The sequence below is a fragment of the Amycolatopsis roodepoortensis genome (genome assembly GCF_024628825.1).
GTDB lineage: Bacteria > Actinomycetota > Actinomycetes > Mycobacteriales > Pseudonocardiaceae > Amycolatopsis > Amycolatopsis roodepoortensis.
On sequence record NZ_CP102415.1, the window covers coordinates 6,298,781 to 6,318,782 of the forward strand.

Genomic DNA, 20,002 nt, shown 5'->3' on the forward strand with positions numbered 1-20,002 from the left:
TCCTTTTCTCAGGCGGCTGACGCGTCGTCGTCGAAGGCGAGGACGTCGTCGATGAGGTCGAACAGTTCGTCTTCCGACGCCGAGTCGAGGTCGTCGTCGCCGGGCAGGGCCGGGCGCGCCTTGAGCGCCATCGCTTCGAGTCTCTCGGCTATCTCGGCATCGATGTCTACAGTGGACAGAGTGGTTTCGAGCTCCTGGAGTTTCGCGAGCACGGCCCGCGTCGCGTCCGCCCTGTCGTCACCAAGGCACTCGTCGAGGTGCGCGGCGAGACCGGCCGGGGTCGGCTGTTCGTAGACGACGGTGGTGGCGAGCCGGAGGCCGGTCTCCGCGTTGAGCCGGTTGCGGAGCTGGATCGCGGCGAGCGAGTCCATCCCGAGGTCGCGGAACGGCTGGTGCACACCGATCGCGTCGTCCTCGTGCCCGGAGACCGCGGCGACCGAGCGCACCACGAGGCCGAGCAGGGCGGTCCGGCGTTCTTCGGCCGAGAGCCCGGCGAGCCGGTCCCGCAGGGACGTCTCCGGCGCCGCCGTCGTCGTGTTCGCCCGCCGTCCCTCCACCAGTTCGTCGAACACCCGGCTGGCCCGGGTCGCGGTGTGGACGGGGGCGAACCTGGCCCAGTCGACGTCGCCGACCGTCTGCACGGCCACCGGGCGGGCGAGCGCGCGGTCCAGCGCCGCCAGCGCGGTCTCCGCGCTCATGCCCGACACACCTTCGTGCTGACCCTGTCCGGGGACCGCGGTCCCCATGCCCTCGTCCGCCCACGGTCCCCAAGCCACCGCGGTGGCGGGCAGCCCGAGTGCCGCCCGGTGCTGGGCGATCGCGTCGACGGCGGCGTTCGCCGCGGCGTAGTTGGCCTGACCGGGAGCGCCGAAGGTGCCCGCCATCGAGGAGAACAGGACGAACTGTTCGAGCGGCAGGTCCCTGGTCAGTTCGTGCAGATGCCAGGCGGCGCCGGCCTTCGCCTCGAAGACCGTCTCCAGCCGTCGCGCGGACTGGGCGTCCAGTACGCCGTCGTCGAGTAGCCCGGCCGCGTGCACGACACCGGTCACCGGATGCTCGGCGAGCAGGGCTCGCAGTGCCTCCCGATCGGCGACGTCGCAGGCGGCGATCGTCACGGTGGCACCGAGCGCGGTCAGTTCGGCGCGCAGTTCTTCGGCTCCCGGCGTCTCCGCGCCACGACGGCCGGCGAGGACCAGATGCGGTGTGCCGTGTCCGGCCAGCCATCGGGCGACCCGCTTGCCCAGCGCACCGAGCCCGCCGGTGACCAGGACCGTGCCCGATGGCCGCCAGCCGGCCCCGGTCTCCGGGAATTCGAGCGCCCTCAACCGTCGCACGTGGAGCCCGCTCGCCCGCACCGCGAAGTGGTCTTCGCCGTCGTCACAGGTCAGCGCCTCGCAGAGATGTGCCCAGCCGGCGTCGTCGGGTTCCGGCGGCAGGTCGATGAGCCCTCCCCAGCGGTGCGGGGCTTCGAGCGCGACCACCCGGCCGAGCCCCCAGACGCCCGCCTGCCAGGGGTCCGGCGGCGGGTCGGCGGGGCCGATCGCGACCGCGCCGGTGGTCACCGCCCAGACCGCCGCCTCGATCGAGGTCCGTTCCAGGGCTTGGACGAGCGCGAGCACGTCCGCCGTCGCCGCGACACCAGTCGTGTCACGGGCGCCCGCCAGCCACAGGATCCCGCCAGGGGCGGTCGCCGCGTGCTCCGCGAGCCGGTCCGTCCAGCCGTCGGAGCCGGTGTGCCGGACGATCCGCACCGCGCAGCCGCGTTCGGTCAATGCCCGGTCCGCCTTGGCGACCCGTTCGTCGAGGTCTTCTCCCGGCGGGGCGATCACCAGCCAGGCGCCGGTCGGCAGCGGGTGCACCCCGGCGTTCCTGAGCCGCCACACGGGTTCGCCCGCCAAAGAGTCCGTCGTGGACTGTCGTCGATGGATCCAGTAACGCCTGCGCTGGAAGGCGTAGCCGGGCAGATCCACCCGGCGGCCGCCCTCGTACCACGGTGAGAAGTCCACGTCGGCCCCTCGCGTGTACAGCGTCGCGAGCGCGGCGCCCAGCATCTCGGTCTCGTTCCGGCCGCGCCGGAGACAGGACACGAGTTCGATCGGATGGTCGGCGAGAGCCTGCTGTCCCAGCGTGGTGAGGGCGTTGCCGGGGCCGGTCTCGACGACGGTGTGGGCGCCTTCGGCGGCGATCACGCGCAAGGCGTCGCCGAACCGGACGGTTTCCCTGGCGTGCCGTACCCAGTACTCCGGGGTGCTCGCTTCGGACGCTTCGAGCCGTTCCCCGGTCACGCACGAGACGATCGGCACCTCCGCCGGGCGGAAGTCCAGCGTGTCCAGGATCCGCCGGAAGCCGGCCAGCATCGGATCCATATGCGGCGAGTGGAACGCGTGGCTCACCGCGAGCCGCGTCGCCCGGCCGCCGGCCGCGGTGACGGTCGCCGACAGGGCCAGGACGGCGTCCTCGTCACCGGAGACGACCACGGAGCCGGGACCGTTCACGGCCGCGATCCCGACCCGGCCAGGGTGGTTCGCGAGCAGGTCCTCCAGCTCGTGCTCGGTCGTGCGCAAGGCGGCCATCGCACCGCCCGGCAGGGCTTGCATCAGCCGCCCTCGGGCGGCCACCAGCGCGGCGGCGTCCGGAAGCGAGAACACCCCCGCGGCGTACGCGGCGGCGACCTCGCCGACCGAATGCCCGGCGAGCAGCCCCGGCCGTACCCCGAATCCGGTCAGCACCCGGAACACGGCCACTTCGACGGCGAAGACGGCGGGCTGGGTGAAGTCGGTGCGATCCAGCAGCGCCGCCTCCGGGGTGCCCGGCGCGGCGAACACGATGTCCGCGAGCGGGCGTTCCAGGTGCGGGTCCAGTTCCGCGCAGACCTCGTCGAAAGCCTCCGCGAAGCCGGGCAGGTCCTCGCGCAGCCGGCTCGCCATACCCGGGTACTGACTGCCCTGACCGGGGAAGACCAGCGCGACCGGCCCGTCGGCGACCTCGCCGGTGAACAGGACGGCCGCCGGTCCGGCACCGGTCAGCGCGGTCACCAGATCGGCGGTTTCACGGCCGAGCACCGCCGCGCGGTAACGGTGCCGGGTCCGCGTCGTGGCCAGGGATCGGGCCAGGTCGAGCGCGTCGCCGCCGGGCGTGACGTGCCGCGCCAGCCGCCGCGCCTGTTCCGTCAGCGCGCCGGGCGAGGCCGCGGAGAGGAGCCAGGGGACCAGCGGCCCCCTTTGCACAGGGGCGGGTTCGGCGGCTTCCGGCTCGGGCTGTTCCAGGATGACGTGCGCGTTGGTGCCGCTGATCCCGAACGCGGACACGGCGGCGCGGCGCGGCCGGTCCGTCTCCGGCCAGGGCGTCGGTTCGGTGATCAGCGCGATTCCGCCGTCGTTCCAGTCGAGGTGGGTGCTGGGCCGGTCGTGGAGCAGCCCGGGCAGGGTGCCGTGGCGCATCGCCTCGATCATCTTGAGGACGCCCGCGATTCCCGCGGCGGCCTGGGCGTGGCCGAGGTTGGCCTTCGCGGAACCGACGAGCAACGGGGAACGCCTGTCCTGCCCGTAGGTGGCTTGCAGCGCTCCCGCCTCGATGGGGTCGCCGAGGGTTGTCCCGGTGCCGTGCGCTTCGACCACGTCTATGTCCTGTGTGGACAGTCCGGCGTCGGCGAGGGCGCCGGTGATGACGCGCTGCTGTGCCCGCCCGCTCGGCGCGGTGAGCCCGTTGGACGCGCCGTCGGAGTTGATCGCGGAGCCCTTGAGGATCGCCAGGACGGGGTGGCCGTTGCGCCGGGCGTCCGACAGCTTCTCCAGGACGACGATCCCGGCGCCCTCGGCCCAGGCGGTGCCGTCGGCGTCGGCGGAGAAAGGCTTGCACCGCCCGTCCGGGGCGAGGCCGCGTTGCTCGGAGAACTCCACGAACAGCTTCGGGGTGGCCATCACCGTGGCGCCACCGGCGAGGGCGAGTTCGCTCTCCCCGTTACGCAGGGACTGGGCGGCCAGGTGCATCGCCACCAGCGAGGACGAACACGCCGTGTCCAGGGTGATCGCCGGCCCCTCGAAGCCGAACACGTACGACACCCGGCCGGAGGCGACACTGCCGGCGTTGGCCACCGACACCTGGCCGACGAGGTCTTCCGGCAGCTCGGCGAGCGGGAGCGCGTAGTCCCCGCCCATGATGCCGGTGAAGACACCGGTCCGGCTGCCGCGCAGCGCGGCCGGATCGATCCCCGCCGATTCCAGCGCGTGCCAGGAGACCTCGAGGAGCAACCGGTGCTGAGGATCCATCACGAGCGCCTCACGCGGCGACAGCCCGAAGAACTCCGCGTCGAATTCCGTCGCCGTGGTGAGGAATCCGCCGTGCCGGACGTAGGACTTGCCCGGTGTCTCGGGATCCGGGTCGTAGATCCCGCCCAGATCCCAGCCCCGGTCGGCGGGGAACTCCGAAATCACGTCGCGGCCCTGGGCGAACACCTCCCACAGGTCCTTCGCGGATTCCACCCCGCCCGGGTACCGGCAGCCCGCGCCGACGATCACGATGGGGTCGTCGTCGACGGCGCGGACCGGCGCGGGAGTGCTCTCGGCGGCTCGCGGTGCGCCCTCGCCCCAGAACCTGCCCGCGAGGTACTCGGCCAGCGCGCCGGGGGTCGGATGGTCGAAGACCAGGGTCGCGGGCAGCCGCAGCCCGACCGCCTCCCCGAGCCTGTTACGCAGTTCGAGGCCGGTGAGGGAGTCGAAACCGAGGTCCTGGAACGCCCGGTCGCTCACCACCGAGTCCTTCGTGGTGTGGCCGAGTACCGCCGCGACGGTACGGCGGACGAGTTCGTTCATCGCCTTGTCGTCCCGCTCCGGCGGCAACGAGGGCCCGGCCGCGCCCGTTTCCCGGGTGGCGGCCGCCACGCGCCGAGAGGGCGCGGCAAGTGCGGAGAACAGCGGCGAACGCTGGTCGCGCAGGGCGGTGACGTCGAGGCGCGCGGGGACCAGCAGGGCGGGGCCGCCGGTGAGCGCGGCGTCGAACGCCGCGAGCCCCTGGTCGGTGGACAGCGGAAGCAGGCCGCGGCGGGCCATCCGGGCGACGTCGGTCTCGGACAGATGCCCGGTCATCCCCGTGTCGAGCGCCCACAGCCCCCAGGCGAGCGACGTCGCGGGCAGGCCGAGCGCGCGGCGACGGTGGGCGAGGGCGTCGAGGTAGCTGTTCGCCGCCGCGTAGTTCGCCTGGCCGGCGTTGCCGATGATGCCCGCGATCGAGGAGAACAGCACGAACGCGGCGAGGTCCAGCCCCTCGGTGAGCTCGTGCAGATTCCGCGCGCCGTCGACCTTCGGCCGGAATACGGTGTCCACATTGGACTCGGTGAGCGATTCGACCGTTCCGTCGTCCAGTACGCCGGCGGCGTGGACGATCGCGGTCAGCGGGTGTTCGGCGGGGACGGCGCCGAGCACCCCGGCCAGCCGGTCGCGGTCGGCGACGTCGCAGGCGGTCACCGTCACCCGCGCACCCGACCGGGTCAGCTCGGCGACCAGTTCCGCGGCGCCTTCGGTGTCCAGGCCGCGGCGGCCGGTGAGCAGCAGGTGACGTACCCCGTGTTCGGCGACGAGATGCCGGGCGATCAGCCTGCCGAGGCTGCCGACGCCGCCGGTGACGAGCACCGTCCCGTCGGGATCGAACGGCCTTTCCCGCTGCTCGGTGGGTTCGGTCGCCCTGACGAGCCGGGGCACGAGCACCCGGCCGCCGCGGACCGCCGACTGCGGTTCTCCCGCGGCGAGCGCCTGTTCCGGGGTGCTGTCGTGGTCGAGGTCGGCGATCAGCACGCGATCCGGTGCTTCCGACTGTGCGGCGCGGACCAGTCCCCACACCGGCGAACCGGTGGTTTCCGGCGGGTCGTCCGCGGTGGTGGCGATCGCCCGCCGGGTGAGCACGAGGAGCTTCGCGTCGCTGAAGGCCTCGTCGGTGATCCAGTCCCGCACCAGGTCCAATGCCTCGATCGTGACGGCGCGCGGATCCACCGAGGAGTCTTCGGGTCCACAATGGACACCGACGAGATCGGGCAGTGCCCCGCCGTCGGCGAGTGAAGCGCGCAGCGCGGCCAGATCGTCGAAGACGGCGAAAGAGGGGGCCTCCGCCTGTGCCTCCGGAGCCGGGATCCAGTCCACCCGCAGCAGGGTGCGATTCACCCGCGGCCCGGCGAGCTTGGCGAGGTCGACCTGCCGGAGGGTGAGCGATCCGATCGTCGCGACGGGATCGCCCGCCCCGTCGGACAGGGTCAGGGTGACCGCGTCGTCTCCAGCCGGGGTGACGTGCACCCGGAGGAAGGTCGAGCCGGTGGCGTGAAGATCGACCGACGTCCAGGCGAAGGGAAGCCGGACGGTGTCGTCGCCCGTCCGGCCGGCGAGGATCGCGTGCAGGGAAGCGTCGAGCAGCGCGGGGTGGATGCCGAATCCTTCAGTCGATTCGCCCGGCAGCGCGACCTCCGCGTACAGCTCCTCGCCGAGCCGCCACAAGGCGCGAAGTCCCTGGAAAGCGGGACCGTATTCGTAACCGATGTCGGCGAGGCGCGCGTAGGAGCCGTCGAGGTCGACGGGTTCCGCTCCCGGCGGCGGCCACTCTCGCGGATCCCGCGCGGGTGCGGTGGGAGTGGCTAGGGACCCGGTGGCGTGGCGGACCCAGCCCGATTCGCCGTCGGAATCCGCGGGCCGCGAGTGGACGGTGAAGCTTCGTCGTCCTGGTTCGCCCGCGGTGACCGCGAGCTGGATTTCGACGGCGCCGTCGGCCGGGATGATCAGCGGGCTCTCCAAGGCCAGCTCGTCCACCCGGCGGCAGCCGATCCGGTCACCGGCGTGCAAAGCCAGCTCCACGAAGGCCGCTCCGGGCAGGAGAACCGTGCCGTTCACGGCGTGGTCGGCCAGCCAAGGATGGGCCGACAGCGAAAGCCTGCCGGTCCACAGCGATCCGTCGCCGTCCGCGAGGGTCACCATGGCGCCGAGCAGGGGATGGCCCGCGTCCCGCAGACCCAGCGACGCCGACCCGGCGGCCCCTGTGGAGGGCGTGAGCCAGAAACGCTCCGTCTGGAAGGCATAGGCGGGCAACGACACGAGCCTGCCCCCGGGGAAGACGGTGTCCCACTCGACTTCGGCGCCGTGCACCGCCGCTTCGGCGAGCGAGCGCCGGAAGCGGGGGAGGCCGCCTTCGCCCCGCCTCAAGGAACCCAGCGCGACACCCTCCCGCGCGGACTCGTCCAGGATTTCCTGGAGTCCCACGGTGAGCACGGGATGCGGGCTGCATTCGACGAACAGCGCGTGTCCTTCGTCCGCCAGCGCCCGGATCACCCGGTCGAACTCGACCGGGTTCCGGAGGTTCCGGTACCAGTACCCCGCGTCCAGGACGGCGGTGTCGATCAGGCCGCCGGTCAGCGTCGAGTGGAACGGTACGTCGCTCGATCGCGGAGCCAGTTCCGCGAGCAGTTCGAGCAGCGGAGCGTGGAGTTCCTCGACATGGGCGGAATGGGACGCGTAGTCGACCGGAAGCCGCCTGACCCGGACGCCCGCTTCGCCGAGTTCCGCGGCCAATTCGTCCAGCGCGGCCGGATCGCCCGAGAGCACCGTCGCCGACGGCCCGTTCGCCGCCGCGATCGACACCCGGCCGTCCCAGCGCTCGATCCTCCGCCCGGCCTCCGCCCGCGGCAGTGCCACCGAAAGCATCCCGCCGCGGCCGGAGATCGCCCGGATCGCCTTGCTGCGCAACGCGACCACTCGCGCGCCGTCCTCAAGGGACAATGCGCCCGCCGCGGTCGCCGCCGCGATCTCGCCTTGCGAATGGCCGACGACGGCGGCGGGCCGCACCCCGTGCGACTCCCACAGCGCGGCGATCGAGACCATCACCGCCCACAGCACCGGCTGGACGACGTCGACCCGGTCCAGCGCGGCCTTGTCGGCCAGCGCCTCCGGCAGGAGCCAGTCCACGTGTGGTTCGAGCGCCCGTCCGCAGTCCGCCATGCGTTCGGCGAACACCGGGCTGGTGTCCAGCAGTTCCTTGGCCATCCCGACCCATTGGCTGCCCTGGCCGGGGAACACGAACACCGGCCGCGGATCGGCCTTGTCCGCACCGGTGAGGACCTCCGCCGCCGACTCCCCGGCGGCGAGCGCGGTGAGACCGCGGAGGAGTTCCTCGCGATCGCTTCCCACCACGGCCGCCCGATGAGCGAAACGGGTCCTCGCGCCCGCCAAGGTGAAACCGGCGTCGTAGACGTCGAGCGCGGGGTCGGCTTCGAGGCGGTCGCGAAGCCGTCCCGCTTGGTCCTTCAGCGCTTCTTCGCCGGTCGCCGAAAGCATCAGCGGTACCACCGGAGCGGTCCGCGCGGCCGTTCCGGGCTCGTCCGGGGCCTCTTCGAGTACTACGTGGGCGTTGGTCCCGCTGATCCCGAACGACGACACCGCGGCACGGCGCTTGCGGCCGGTGTCCGGCCACGGCGTGTGCTCCGCGAGCAGTTCGACCCGGCCCGCCGACCAGTCCACGTGCCGGGTCGGCTCGTCCAGGTGCAGCAGTTTCGGCAGTATTCCGTGCCGCATCGCCTGGACCATCTTGATCACGCCGCCGACGCCGGCCGCGGCCTGGGCGTGGCCGAGGTTCGACTTGAGCGAACCGAGCAGCAGCGGACGGCCCGCCGGGCGTGCCTGGCCGTAGGTGGCGAGCAGCGCCTGTGCCTCGATCGGGTCGCCGAGGGTGGTGCCCGTGCCGTGCGCCTCGACGGCGTCCACGTCCGAGGCACGAAGACCCGCGTCGGCGAGCGCGTCCAGGATCACCCGCTCCTGCGCCGGGCCGCTCGGCGCGGAGAGCCCGTTCGAAGCGCCGTCGGAGTTGACCGCCGAGCCCCGCAGCAGGGCGAGTACGCGGTGTCCGTTCCGTCGTGCGTCGGAGAGCCGCTCGACCACGAGCACACCGACGCCTTCCGCCCACGCGGTGCCGTCCGCCGACGTGGAGAAGGACTTGCAGCGGCCGTCCGGGGCGAGGCCCCGCAGGCGGGAGAACTCGACGAACATCTCCGGGGTCGCCATCACGGTGACACCGCCGGCGAGCGCCAGATCGCTGTCCCCCGAGCGTAGTGATCGCGCCGCGAGATGGAGCGCGGTGAGCGACGAGGAGCAGGCCGTGTCCACCGTCACCGAAGGGCCGTGCAGACCGAACACATAGGACAGTCGCCCGGAGACCACGCTGGAGGTGTTCCCGGTGATCAGGTGCCCTTCGAGTCCGTCCGGCACGGTGTGCACGCGCGGCGCGTAGTCGTGATGCATGACACCGGCGAACACCGCGGTACGGCTGCCGCGCAGGCTCGCCGGAACGATGCCGGCGTCCTCGAACGCTTCCCAGGCGGCGGACAGCAGCAGGCGCTGCTGCGGGTCGGTGGTCAGCGCCTCCCGCGGTGAGATGCCGAAGAACCCCGCGTCGAATTCGGCCGCGTCGTAGAGGAAACCGCCGTTGCGGGTGACGGAGTGCCCCTGCCTGCCCGGATCCGGGTCGTAGAGCGAGTCGACGTCCCAGCCGCGGTCGCGGGGGAGTTCACCGATCGCGTCGGTGCCTTCGGCCGCCAGCCGCCAGAGCCCTTCCGGATCGGTCACCCCGCCGGGGAAGGCGCAGGCCATGCCGATGATGGCGATCGGCTCGTGGGCCTCGGCGGGCTCGGACACCGTCGCGGGGGGACGGCGCTCCTGTTCCTCGCCGGACAGCAGCGAACCCAGGTGGCGGATCAGTTCTTCGGGGGTGGGGTGGTCGAAGATCACCGTCTCGGGCACGGTCACGCCCAGCGCCTCGGTGAGCCGCCTGGCCAGTTCCGCGCCCATGATCGAGTCGAAGCCCAGCTCGGTGAACAGACGGCCGGGGGAAGTGCCTTCCCCGTCGTCGAGTCCGAGCACCGCCGCCGCGTGGCCGAGCACGGCCCCGGCGATCGTGTGCTCGATGTCCACTGTGGACGCCGCATCGGCGGAGGGGAGCGTGTCGAGCCAGTGGCGTTCGCGCTGGAAGGCGTAACCGGGAAGGTCCACGGTCGCCGGTCGTCCGCCGGGGAACAGCGCGGTCCAGTCCACGGAAGCGCCTTCGACGTACGCGGAAGCCACCGCGGCGAGGAAGGCCCTGGCGCCAGGCCCGAGCGGGATTTCCCGCCCGCCTGAGGAAAGGAGCACGACGGGTTCGCCCGCGCGTTCAGGCGCGGTGAGAACCGCTTCGGCCACCTCGTCCGCCGGGATCGTCCGGGTGACATACGCCGCCGCGAACCCGCCGATCCCCTCGCCGGAAACGGATTCCGGCTCGATCCCCGAGGCGGTCAGCAGCCGGTGGGTCGCGACCTGGGAAGCGAAGGTCCGGGCCGCCGGGTCCCCGCTCCGGTCGCCGAAGAGCGCGAGAGCTTCGTCGAACGCCGTGGCGAACGCCGGGAACACGTCGGGTGAATCGCCGAAGTCGACGGGCGCCGAGCCGAACCGCAGCTCCGCGGACCAGCCGGGATCGGCTTCCGGCACCTCGGTGTCCACCTCGTCCAGCGCGGCCAGCAGCTCCGCCCGATCGCCCGCGACGACGGCGGCCCGGTACTCGAAGGCGGTCCGCGTGGTGGCCAGCGACCAGGCGATCTCCGCGAAGTCCTGGTCCGGGCGCGTGAGGAGATGGGCCTTCAGCCTGGCGACCTGTGCGCGCAGCGCGGACGGCGTCCGGCCGGAAACCACGCAAGCCGCGGACGGCGGAGCGGTAACGGTGGTGCGCGGCGCCGTCTCCGGAGCCGCGCTGAGCACGACGTGACAGTTCGTGCCGCCCATCCCGAGCGAGGTGACACCGGCGGCACGTTCGCCGTCGTCCCAGGCGGTCGCTTCGGTACAGACGCGCAACTTCAAGTCTTCCAGCGGAATCCGCGGATTCGGCTCGCGGAAGTGCAGGCTGGGCGGGATTTCCCCGTGGTGGACGGCGAGGGTGGCCTTGATCAGCCCGAGCACGCCCGCCGCGGCTTCGAGGTGCCCGAGGTTCGTCTTCACCGACCCCACGGGCAACGGCGCCGACCGGTGACGGCCGTATACGGCACCCAGTGCCGCGGCCTCGATCGGGTCGCCGACCTTGGTCCCGGTCCCGTGCAGTTCGACGTAGCCGACGTCGTCCGGGGCGAGACCGGTGCTTTCGAGGGCCTGGGCCAGTACCTGTTCCTGGGCTGCCCGGTCGGGCACGGTGAGGCCGGCGCCGCCGCCGTCGTTGTTGACCGCGCTGCCGGCGATCACCGCGTAGATCCGGTCGCCGTCGGCGATCGCGGCGTCCAGCGGTTTGAGCACGACGATGCCGCCGCCTTCGCCCCGCACGAAGCCGTCCGCGGCCGCGTCGAAGGTGCGGCAGCGGCCGCTCGCGGACAGGCCGCCGAACTTCTCGGCCTCCCGCGCGCTCGCCGGGACCAGGTTCAGGTTCACCCCGCCCGCCAGCGCGATGGTGGATTCGCCGGAGAGCAGGCTCCGCGTGGCCAGGTGCACGGCGACCAGGGACGAGGACTGTCCACTGTCGACGGTGATACTCGGACCGCGCAGGCCGGCGAAGTAGGACACCCGGTTGGCGATCAGCCCGCGCTGGAGGCCGGTGAAACTGTGCTGGGTGGCCACGTCGAGTTCCTGGGCCAGCCGCGCGTAGTCGTCCCGCATCGCGCCGAGGAACATGCCGCAGTCCTGGCCGCGCAGCGTGGCGGGGACCAGGCGGGCGTCTTCCATCGCCGCCCAGGCGAGTTCGAGCGCGAGCCGCTGCTGCGGGTCGAGCACCGCCGCTTCGCGCGGTGACACCCCGAAGAACGCCGCGTCGAACTCCTCGACGTCCGCCATGAACGAGCCATGTCGCGAAGCGGCGGCACCGCCGGAATCCCAGCGGTCGCCGGGAACCTCGGTGACCATGTCCTTCGCCGCGCGCAGGACGTCCCAGAACTCGGAAACGTCCACCGCTCCCGCGACCCGGCAGGCCATGCCGACGATCGCGACCGATCCGGACCGCGTGAAAACTTCCCCACCAGAATATGCGGACATGGCTCCGAAACTACGTCCGCCGCCGAAGCGCGAGCCAGTTCTCCGGGCGCATCCGGCACATCGGAAGAACTGAGGTATTACCTGGTCATGAGCCTGGCAGCGGAGCAAAGACGGAGGTGCGCCCCCGGTGGCGCGGCGGGCAGAGTGGCGTCCATCGACTCGACCTCCGGGGGCGCTGAGAATGACCGACGTCGGAACGACTTCGATCGACGAACGCGAACGGGTGGCGGAACCGGGGAATCCGCTCCACGTGCTGCTGGACCCGGCGATGCGGATCGATCCGCATCCGACCCTGGCCAGGCTGCGGGCCGCGAGCCCGCTCGTGACGCCGGACGGCACGGTGGTCGTCGGCGACTACGCGAGTTGTCTCGACGTGATGCGGAATCCCGCGATGGGCAACGACACCTTGGACTCGCCCGGCCTGCGTGGCCTGGTGCCGAACAGCGGCGCGAAACAGGTTCTCGACTCGATCTTCTTCATGGACGGTGGCGACCACGGCAGGCAGCGACGGCTGATCTCGAAGGCCTTCACGCCGAGGATCACCGCGCGCTACCGCCCGTGGATCGAGAACATCGTCGACGAACTGTTTTCGGAAATCGCCGACGCGACCGAATTCGACGCGGTCGGCGATTTCGCCAATCTGCTGTCCATCAGGATCATCTGCGAGCTCCTCGACGTCCCGATGTCCGATGTGGACGTTCTCAAGGAGTGGTCGGACGACCTCGCGCTCGCGACCGAGCTTCCCACGCTGGTCGCCGGGTTCCGGCGGCTGGGCCTGCTTTCGCCGGAGGAACTGGCCGTGGTCGACCGCACGTGCGCGTCGATGCACGCCTATTTCGCCGACCTGATCTTCAAACGCCGCCGCGACCCTGGCGACGACCTCGTGTCCAGTCTCATCCGGACGGAGGACCGCGGGCAGACCCTCGCCCGGCACGAGGTGACGAACGTGCTCGTCACGTTGTTCGCCGCCGCGCACGAGTCGGTCACGAACCTCATCTCGAACGGGATCCTCGCCCTGCACCGCAATCGCGACCAGCTGGCACTGCTGCGGGCCGACCCGGCGCTGGCCGCGCCGATGGCCGACGAGGTGCTCCGCTACGACGCCCCCGTCCAGTTGACCGCCAGGGTCGCGCTGAGCCCGACCACGGTCGCCGGGCTCGACGTCGACGCCGGGACCGTGGTGATCCTTCTGCTCGCCGCCGCCAACCGGGACGAAGCCGAATTCCCCGAGGCGGACCGGTTCCTGATCTCGCGCACCACCAAGCGCATGCAACTGGCCTTCGGCGCGGGCCCGCATTTCTGCATCGGCTCCAGTCTCACCAAGCTCGAAGCCGAACTCTCCTTCCGCGCCGTCGCCGAACGCTTCACCGATTTCGAGGTCGACGAGGGTTCGCTGGAATACCGCCGCCACGTGGTCGTCCGCGGCCTGCGGAAGATGACCGTCCGCGTCTCGCGCTGAGCCCTCCGGCGACAACACCGAAACTGGAGCTTTGATGTCTACAGAGGACAAGACCCGCCAGTACCTGAAGAAGGTCACGGCCGAACTGCGGCGTACCCAGGACAGGCTTCGCGAGGTGGAGGGCCGTGCGCACGAGCCCATCGCCGTCGTGGGGATGGGCTGCCGCCTTCCCGGCGGCATCGACTCCCCGGCCGGGCTGTGGGACCTGGTCCGCGACGGGGGCGACGCGATCACGCCGTTCCCGGACGACCGGCACTGGGATCTCGACGAGCTCTACGACCCGGACCCGGACGCGGGAAGATCCGGTCGTTCCTACGTCCGCGAGGGCGGTTTCCTGCACGACGCCGCGCTTTTCGACGCCGGCTTCTTCGGCATCTCCCCTCGGGAAGCGCTCGTGATGGACCCTCAGCAGCGAGTGCTGCTGGAGGTCGCGTGGGCGACGCTGGAGTCCGCCGGGATCGATCCGGACGAACTGCGCGGCAGCCGGACCGGAGTCTACGTCGGCTCCACCGGGAACGACTACGAGCTGGTGTGGAAGGGCTCGAAGGAGTACTCGCCGCACGGCATCACCGGGAACAGTTCGAGTGTCATCTCGGGGCGGATCTCCTACTGCTTCGGGTTGGAAGGGCCGGCGGTGACCGTCGACACCGCCTGTTCCTCTTCGCTGGTGGCGATCCACGAAGCCATTCGCGCGCTGCGCGAGGGCGCGTGCGGGATGGCGCTGGCCGGCGGGATCACCGTGATGGCCACGCCGGACACCTTCACCGAGTTCTGCGGCCAGGGCGTGACCTCGATCGACGCCAGGTGCAAATCCTTCGCCGACGGCGCGGACGGGGCGATCTGGGCCGAGGGCGCCGGTCTCCTCCTGCTCGAACGACTGTCCGACGCGCGTCGCGCCGGGCATCCGGTGCTGGCGCTGCTGCGGGGTTCCGCGGTGAACCAGGACGGGACGAGCAATGGTCTCTCCGCGCCGAGCGGGCCCGCGCAGCAGCGGGTGATCCGGGCCGCGCTCGCCGACGCCGGACTGTCCACACAGGACGTCGACGTGGTGGACGCGCATGGCACCGGCACCACCCTCGGCGATCCGATCGAGGCGAACGCGCTGATCGCGACCTACGGCAAGGACCGGTCGCCGGAGCGTCCGCTGCGGCTCGGTTCGCTGAAGTCGAACATCGGGCACACCCAGGGCGCGGCGGGGGTCGCAGGCGCGATCAAGCTGATCATGGCCATGCGGCACGGTGAACTGCCCAAGACCCTGCACGTCGACGCCCCCTCGTCCAAAGTGGACTGGACGAAGGGTGCGGTCGAACTGCTCACCGAACCGGTGCCGTGGCCGGAAACGACGACACCGCGGCGAGGTGGTGTGTCCTCCTTCGGCATCAGTGGGACCAACGCCCATCTGCTGATCGAGGAGGCGCCTGCCCGGGAAGTCTCCCCGGTGGCGGCGACCGGGTCGCTTCCGGTGCTGCCGTGGGTGATCTCCGCCAAGTCCGGGGCGGCGCTGCGTGGTCAGGCGGCCCGGTTGGCATCCTTCGCCGAAGACCACGCTCCCGCCGACATCGCGGGCGCGCTGACCAGCACGAGGGTCGGCTTCCGGCACCGGGCGGTGGCGTTCGGCAGGACCGCCGAAGACTTCGCCGTCGCGCTGAAGGCCTACGCGGACGGCACCACGAACGGCGCCATCGTCGAAGACGTGACCGGCAACGGTTCACTCGCCTTCTTGTTCACCGGGCAAGGGGCGCAGCGGCCGGGGATGGGACACCGGCTCGCGGCCGAGTACCCCGTGTTCGCCGCCGCGCTCGACGCCGTCTGCGCCGAACTCGACAAGCACCTGCCCCGGCCGCTGCGCGAGATCATGTTCGCCGAAACCGGCTCGGCGGAAGCGGAACCGCTGTACCGCACCGAATTCACCCAGCCCGCGTTGTTCGCCTTCGAAATCGCCCTGTTCCGGCTCGTCGAGTCGTGGGGGGTGCGCCCGGATCAGCTGCTCGGGCATTCGGTCGGCGAGATCGCCGCCGCGCACGTCGCCGGCGTCTGGTCCCTGCCCGATGCCTGCCGGGTGATCGCCGCCAGGGGACGCCTGATGCAGGCGTTGCCCGAGGGCGGGGCGATGGTCTCGGTGGACGCGACCGAAGCGGAGGTACTGCCCGATCTGGCCGGCCTGGAGGACCGGGTCTCGATCGCGGCGATCAACACCGCGGAGTCCGTGGTGCTGTCCGGGGACGAGGACGCGCTGGCCGGTCTCGAACGGCTTTGGGAAGGCCGTGGGCGCCGGACCAAGCGGCTCCGCGTCAGCCACGCCTTCCATTCTCCGCGGATGGAGCCGATGCTCGCCGAATTCGAAGCCCTGCTCGGCGAACTCACCTACCATCCGCCGTCCATCCCGATCGTGTCCGACGTGACCGGGGAACCGGCGACGGCGGAGCTGTTGGCGTCTCCCCGGTACTGGGTCGAGCACGCGAGGGCGGCCGTCCGGTTCCACGACGGCCTGGCCACCCTGCGGGAAGCGAAGATCACCACCCTGCTGGAGCTCGGCCCGGCCGCGGTCCTCTCCGCGATGGTGCCCGCCGTCGGTGAACCCGGAATGGTCGCCGTCCCGGCCGTGCGCACCGACCGTGACGAGGCCGAAGCCGTCCTGCGGGCGGTAGGCGCGCTGCATGCCCGAGGGGTGCCGGTGGATTGGGCGGCGGTCCTCGCTCCCGTCGCGTCCTCGCCCGTCGAACTGCCGACCTACGCCTTCCAGCGCGAGCACTACTGGATCGCGCCGGACGCGGACACCGCCGACGTCCAGGCGGCGGGTCTGCTCCCGTCGGGGCATCCGCTGCTGGGTGCCGCGCTGACCCTCGCCGACGGCGGCGGTGTCGTGCTCACCGGCCGGATCTCGTTGCGGGCACAGCCCTGGCTGGCAGGCCACCGCGCCCACGACACCGTGATCCTGCCGGGCACGGCGTTCGTGGAACTCGCGCTGTCCGCCGGCGAACAGGTCGGCTGCGACGTGATCGAAGAGCTCACGATGGAGACCCCGCTGACCCTGCCGGACGAGGGCGGGGTGCGGATCCAGGTGCTGGTCGGTGAACCGCTGGACTCCGGCAGCCGTCCGGTCCGGGTGTTTTCCCGGCCTGATGGCGCCGATGTCGGGGGCTGGCGTTCCCATGCCGCCGGGCTGGTGGGGGCCCGCACCGCGCCCGCCGGCGACGGGCTGACCGAATGGCCTCCCGCGGGTGCGGAGCCGATTCCTTTCGATGGCGGCTATTACGACGACCCGGAGGTCGTGCTGGCGTTCGGGTACGAAGGGGTGTTCCGCGGTCTGCGGAAAGTCTGGCTGCGCGGGGACGCGGAGCTGTTCGCGGAGATCGAACTGCCCGGGGACCGGTCGCTGACCGACGGGTACGGCCTGCATCCGGCCCTGCTCGACGCCGCGCTCCAGGCCGTCGGGCTCGGCCCGTTCCTGGATTCGATCAACCAGGGCTCCGGCAGCATGCCGTTCGCCTGGTCCGGGCTGACCCTGCACGCGGCGGGGGCGTCGATGCTGCGGGTGCGGGTCACCGGCGCCGACGGGCATGTGGCACTGACCCTCGCCGACGGCGCGGGCGCGCCGGTGGCCACGATCGAGAACCTCGCGTGGCGGCCGGTCGCCGAGCGGTCGGCTCTCGGCGCGCCGGATGTGGACGACTCCCTGTACGGGCTGGACTGGGTGCCCGCGAGCGGGCAGGCCGCGGCGGGTGCCGGCGGGCATGTCCTGCTCGATTCGGGATCCGCCGGGCTCGCCGCGCTGATCGCCGCGGGCGGTCCGGTCCCGGAGACCGTGGTCGTCCCGCTGTCCACAAAGGACGGTTTGGTGGTGCCGTCGGCCAGGGAGGCGCTGACGGAGGTGACCGAAGTGCTGCGCGCCTGGCTCGCCGAGGAGCGGTTCGCCGACGCGAAACTGGTGCTTTCCACCCGAGGGGCCGTCGCCGCGGTGGCCGGGGACCGGATCGATCTGACGATCGCCGGGATCTGGGGCGTCGCGCGGTCGGCCCAAGCGGAGCATCCAGGCCGGATCGTGCTGCTGGACACCGACGGACCGGTCGACGACGCGATCACTGTCGCGCTCGCGACCGGCGAAGCGCAGATCGCCGTGCGGGCCGGGACGGCCCTGATCCCGCGGCTGCATCCGGTCGCGGCGGACGGGCTCCTGCCGGTCCCGGCGGAACCGGCATGGCGCCTCGACAGCACCGGGCACGGCACGCTGGACAACCTGGCGCTCCTGCCTTGTCCGGAGGTGCTCGGACCGCTCGGGCCGCTGGACGTCCGGGTCGGGATCCGGGCCGCGGGGGTCAACTTCCGCGACGTCCTGGTCGCCCTCGGCATGTATCCCGGGAAAGCGGTACCGGGAGCGGAAGCCGCCGGGGTGGTCCTGGAAACAGGCGACGGCGTATCCGATCTCAGCCCCGGCGACCCCGTGTTCGGCGTGTTCACCGGCGCGATGGGGCCGGTGGCGGTCACCGATCACCGGCTGATCGCGCCGATTCTCCAGGACTGGTCGTACGAAGCCGCGGCTTCCGTGCCGATCACGTTCCTCACCGCGTACTACGGCCTCACCGATCTCGCCGGGCTCCGGCGAGGCGAGTCCGTGCTGATCCATTCGGGCGCGGGCGGTGTCGGCATCGCGGCGATCCAGCTCGCGAAGCATCTCGGGGCGGAGGTGTTCGCCACGGCCAGTGAAGGCAAATGGGACACGCTGCGGGGGCTCGGGCTGGACGACGCGCATATCGCTTCCTCGCGGACGGTCGAGTTCGAAACCCGGTTCCGGGAGACGACCGGCGGCCGGGGCGTCGACGTGGTGCTGAATTCGCTGACCGGTGAGTTCCTGGAGGCGTCGTTGCGCCTGCTCGCTCCGGGAGGACGGTTCCTGGAGATCGGGAAGGCCGACGTCCGCGATCCCGAAGCGGTGGCCGCTGCCCATCCCGGCGTCCGCTACCACTCCTACGACCTGGTCGCCTCCGCGGGCGAAGACCGGGTCCGGGAGATGCTGGACGAGGTCTCCGCGTTGTTCGGCCGCGGCGTGCTCACCCTGCCGCCGCGCCGCGCTTACGACCTCCGGCGCGCGGGAGAGGCGCTCAGGCACGTCAGCCAGGCGAAGCACGTCGGCAAGGTGGTCCTCACCGTGCCGCGCAAACCCGAACCCGACGGCACGATCCTGATCACCGGCGGCACGGGCTGGCTCGGCGGCCTGATCGCCGAGCACCTCGCACGCCGGGGCGCGCGGCACCTGACGCTGCTCAGCCGCCGCGGCGACGGCACACCCGGCGTCGGAGAGTTGATCGCGAAGCTGTCCGGCCTCGGTGCCGAGGTCACGGTGGTCAAGGGTGACGTCGCCGACCGGGGCGACGTCGAAGCCGCGCTGGCCGCCGTGCCGCCGGAACACCCGCTCACCGCGGTCGTGCACGCGGCCGGGGTGCTCGCGGACGGCGTCGTCGCCGCGCTGACCGGCGAGCAGCTCGACGCCACCCTCCGGCCGAAACTCGACGGGACCTGGCATCTGCACGAACTCACCAAGGACCTCGACCTCGCCGCTTTCGTCTGCTTCTCCTCCGCGGCCGGCATCTTCGGGGCCGCGGGTCAGGGCGCCTACGCCGCCGCGAACTCCTTCGCCGACGCGCTGATGAACTGGCGGCGGGACACCGGACTCCCCGGCACCTCGCTCGCCTGGGGGCTCTGGGCGCCGGGCGACGATTCCGCCGAACGCGGTGGGATGGCGGGCGGGCTCAGCGCGGCGGACTGGGCCCGGATGGGGCGAACCGGTGTCCGCGGGCTGACCGCGAAGCAGGGCCTCGCGCTCTGGGACGCGGCGCAGGAGTCGGATCGGGCGCTGCTCGCGCCGCTCGGGCTCGACCTCGGCACGATTTCCGGGCTGGGCGACGGCATCCCGCCGTTGCTGCGGGACGTCGTCCGCGGCTCCGCCCGGCGGGTGGCGGCCGGTCGCCGCCAGGACACGCCCACCGAGGCACCCGACGCGCTCATCCGGAGGTTGGGTTCGCTGCCGGAGGCCCAGCGCGAACGGCAGCTGGTGTCCCTCGTGCGAAGTCACCTGGCGGCCGTCCTCGGCTACGCGTCGGGCGACGAGGTGCCCACCGAAACCCCCTTCCGCGAACTGGGTTTCGACTCCCTGACCTCGGTCGAGCTCCGCAACCGGCTCACCGCGGCCACGGGCCTCAGATTGCCGCCGACGCTCGTTTTCGACCATCCGACGGCGAACGCCCTGGCCGGATACCTCGGCACGGAAATCGCCGACTCCGGCGCTCCCGCCGCTCCGGCGCCTTCGCCCGCTCTTGCTCAGCTGACCGCTTTGGAACGAACTGTCGCCGAGCTGGACGAGGACGCCGAAGTGCGCCCGACGCTGAGCGCGCGTGTGCGAGCCCTGCTGACGCAGCTGGAAGGCGAGAGTTCCGGCGACGCGGAGGACACGCTGCGGTCCGCCTCCGTCGACGAATTGTTCGACTTCGTCGACCGGGAGTTCGGCCGTGCCAGTGACGACGACGAAACCGTGGGGGCCTAG

The 20,002-nt window shown here is 71.9% G+C and carries 3 protein-coding genes; 2 read left to right on the forward strand and 1 reads right to left on the reverse strand.

Annotated features, from left to right (window positions below; translation table 11 throughout):
• Positions 1-8: 8 nt before the first annotated feature.
• Positions 9-12,005, reverse strand: coding sequence for a type I polyketide synthase (locus tag NQK81_RS30185; RefSeq protein ID WP_257484187.1), 11,997 nt, complete (start codon positions 12,003-12,005; stop codon positions 9-11).
• A 181-nt stretch (positions 12,006-12,186) separates the two neighbouring features.
• Here NQK81_RS30185 and NQK81_RS30190 point away from each other — a divergent pair, with 181 nt between their 5' ends.
• Together NQK81_RS30190 and NQK81_RS30195 are read left to right on the forward strand one after the other, a co-directional pair.
• Complete coding sequence (locus tag NQK81_RS30190; protein ID WP_257484188.1) at positions 12,187-13,464, forward strand: cytochrome P450; 1,278 nt, start codon at positions 12,187-12,189, stop codon at positions 13,462-13,464.
• A gap of 31 nt (positions 13,465-13,495) precedes the next feature.
• Entirely contained in the window at positions 13,496-20,002 is a 6,507-nt protein-coding gene (locus NQK81_RS30195) for an SDR family NAD(P)-dependent oxidoreductase (protein WP_443092889.1), read from the forward strand.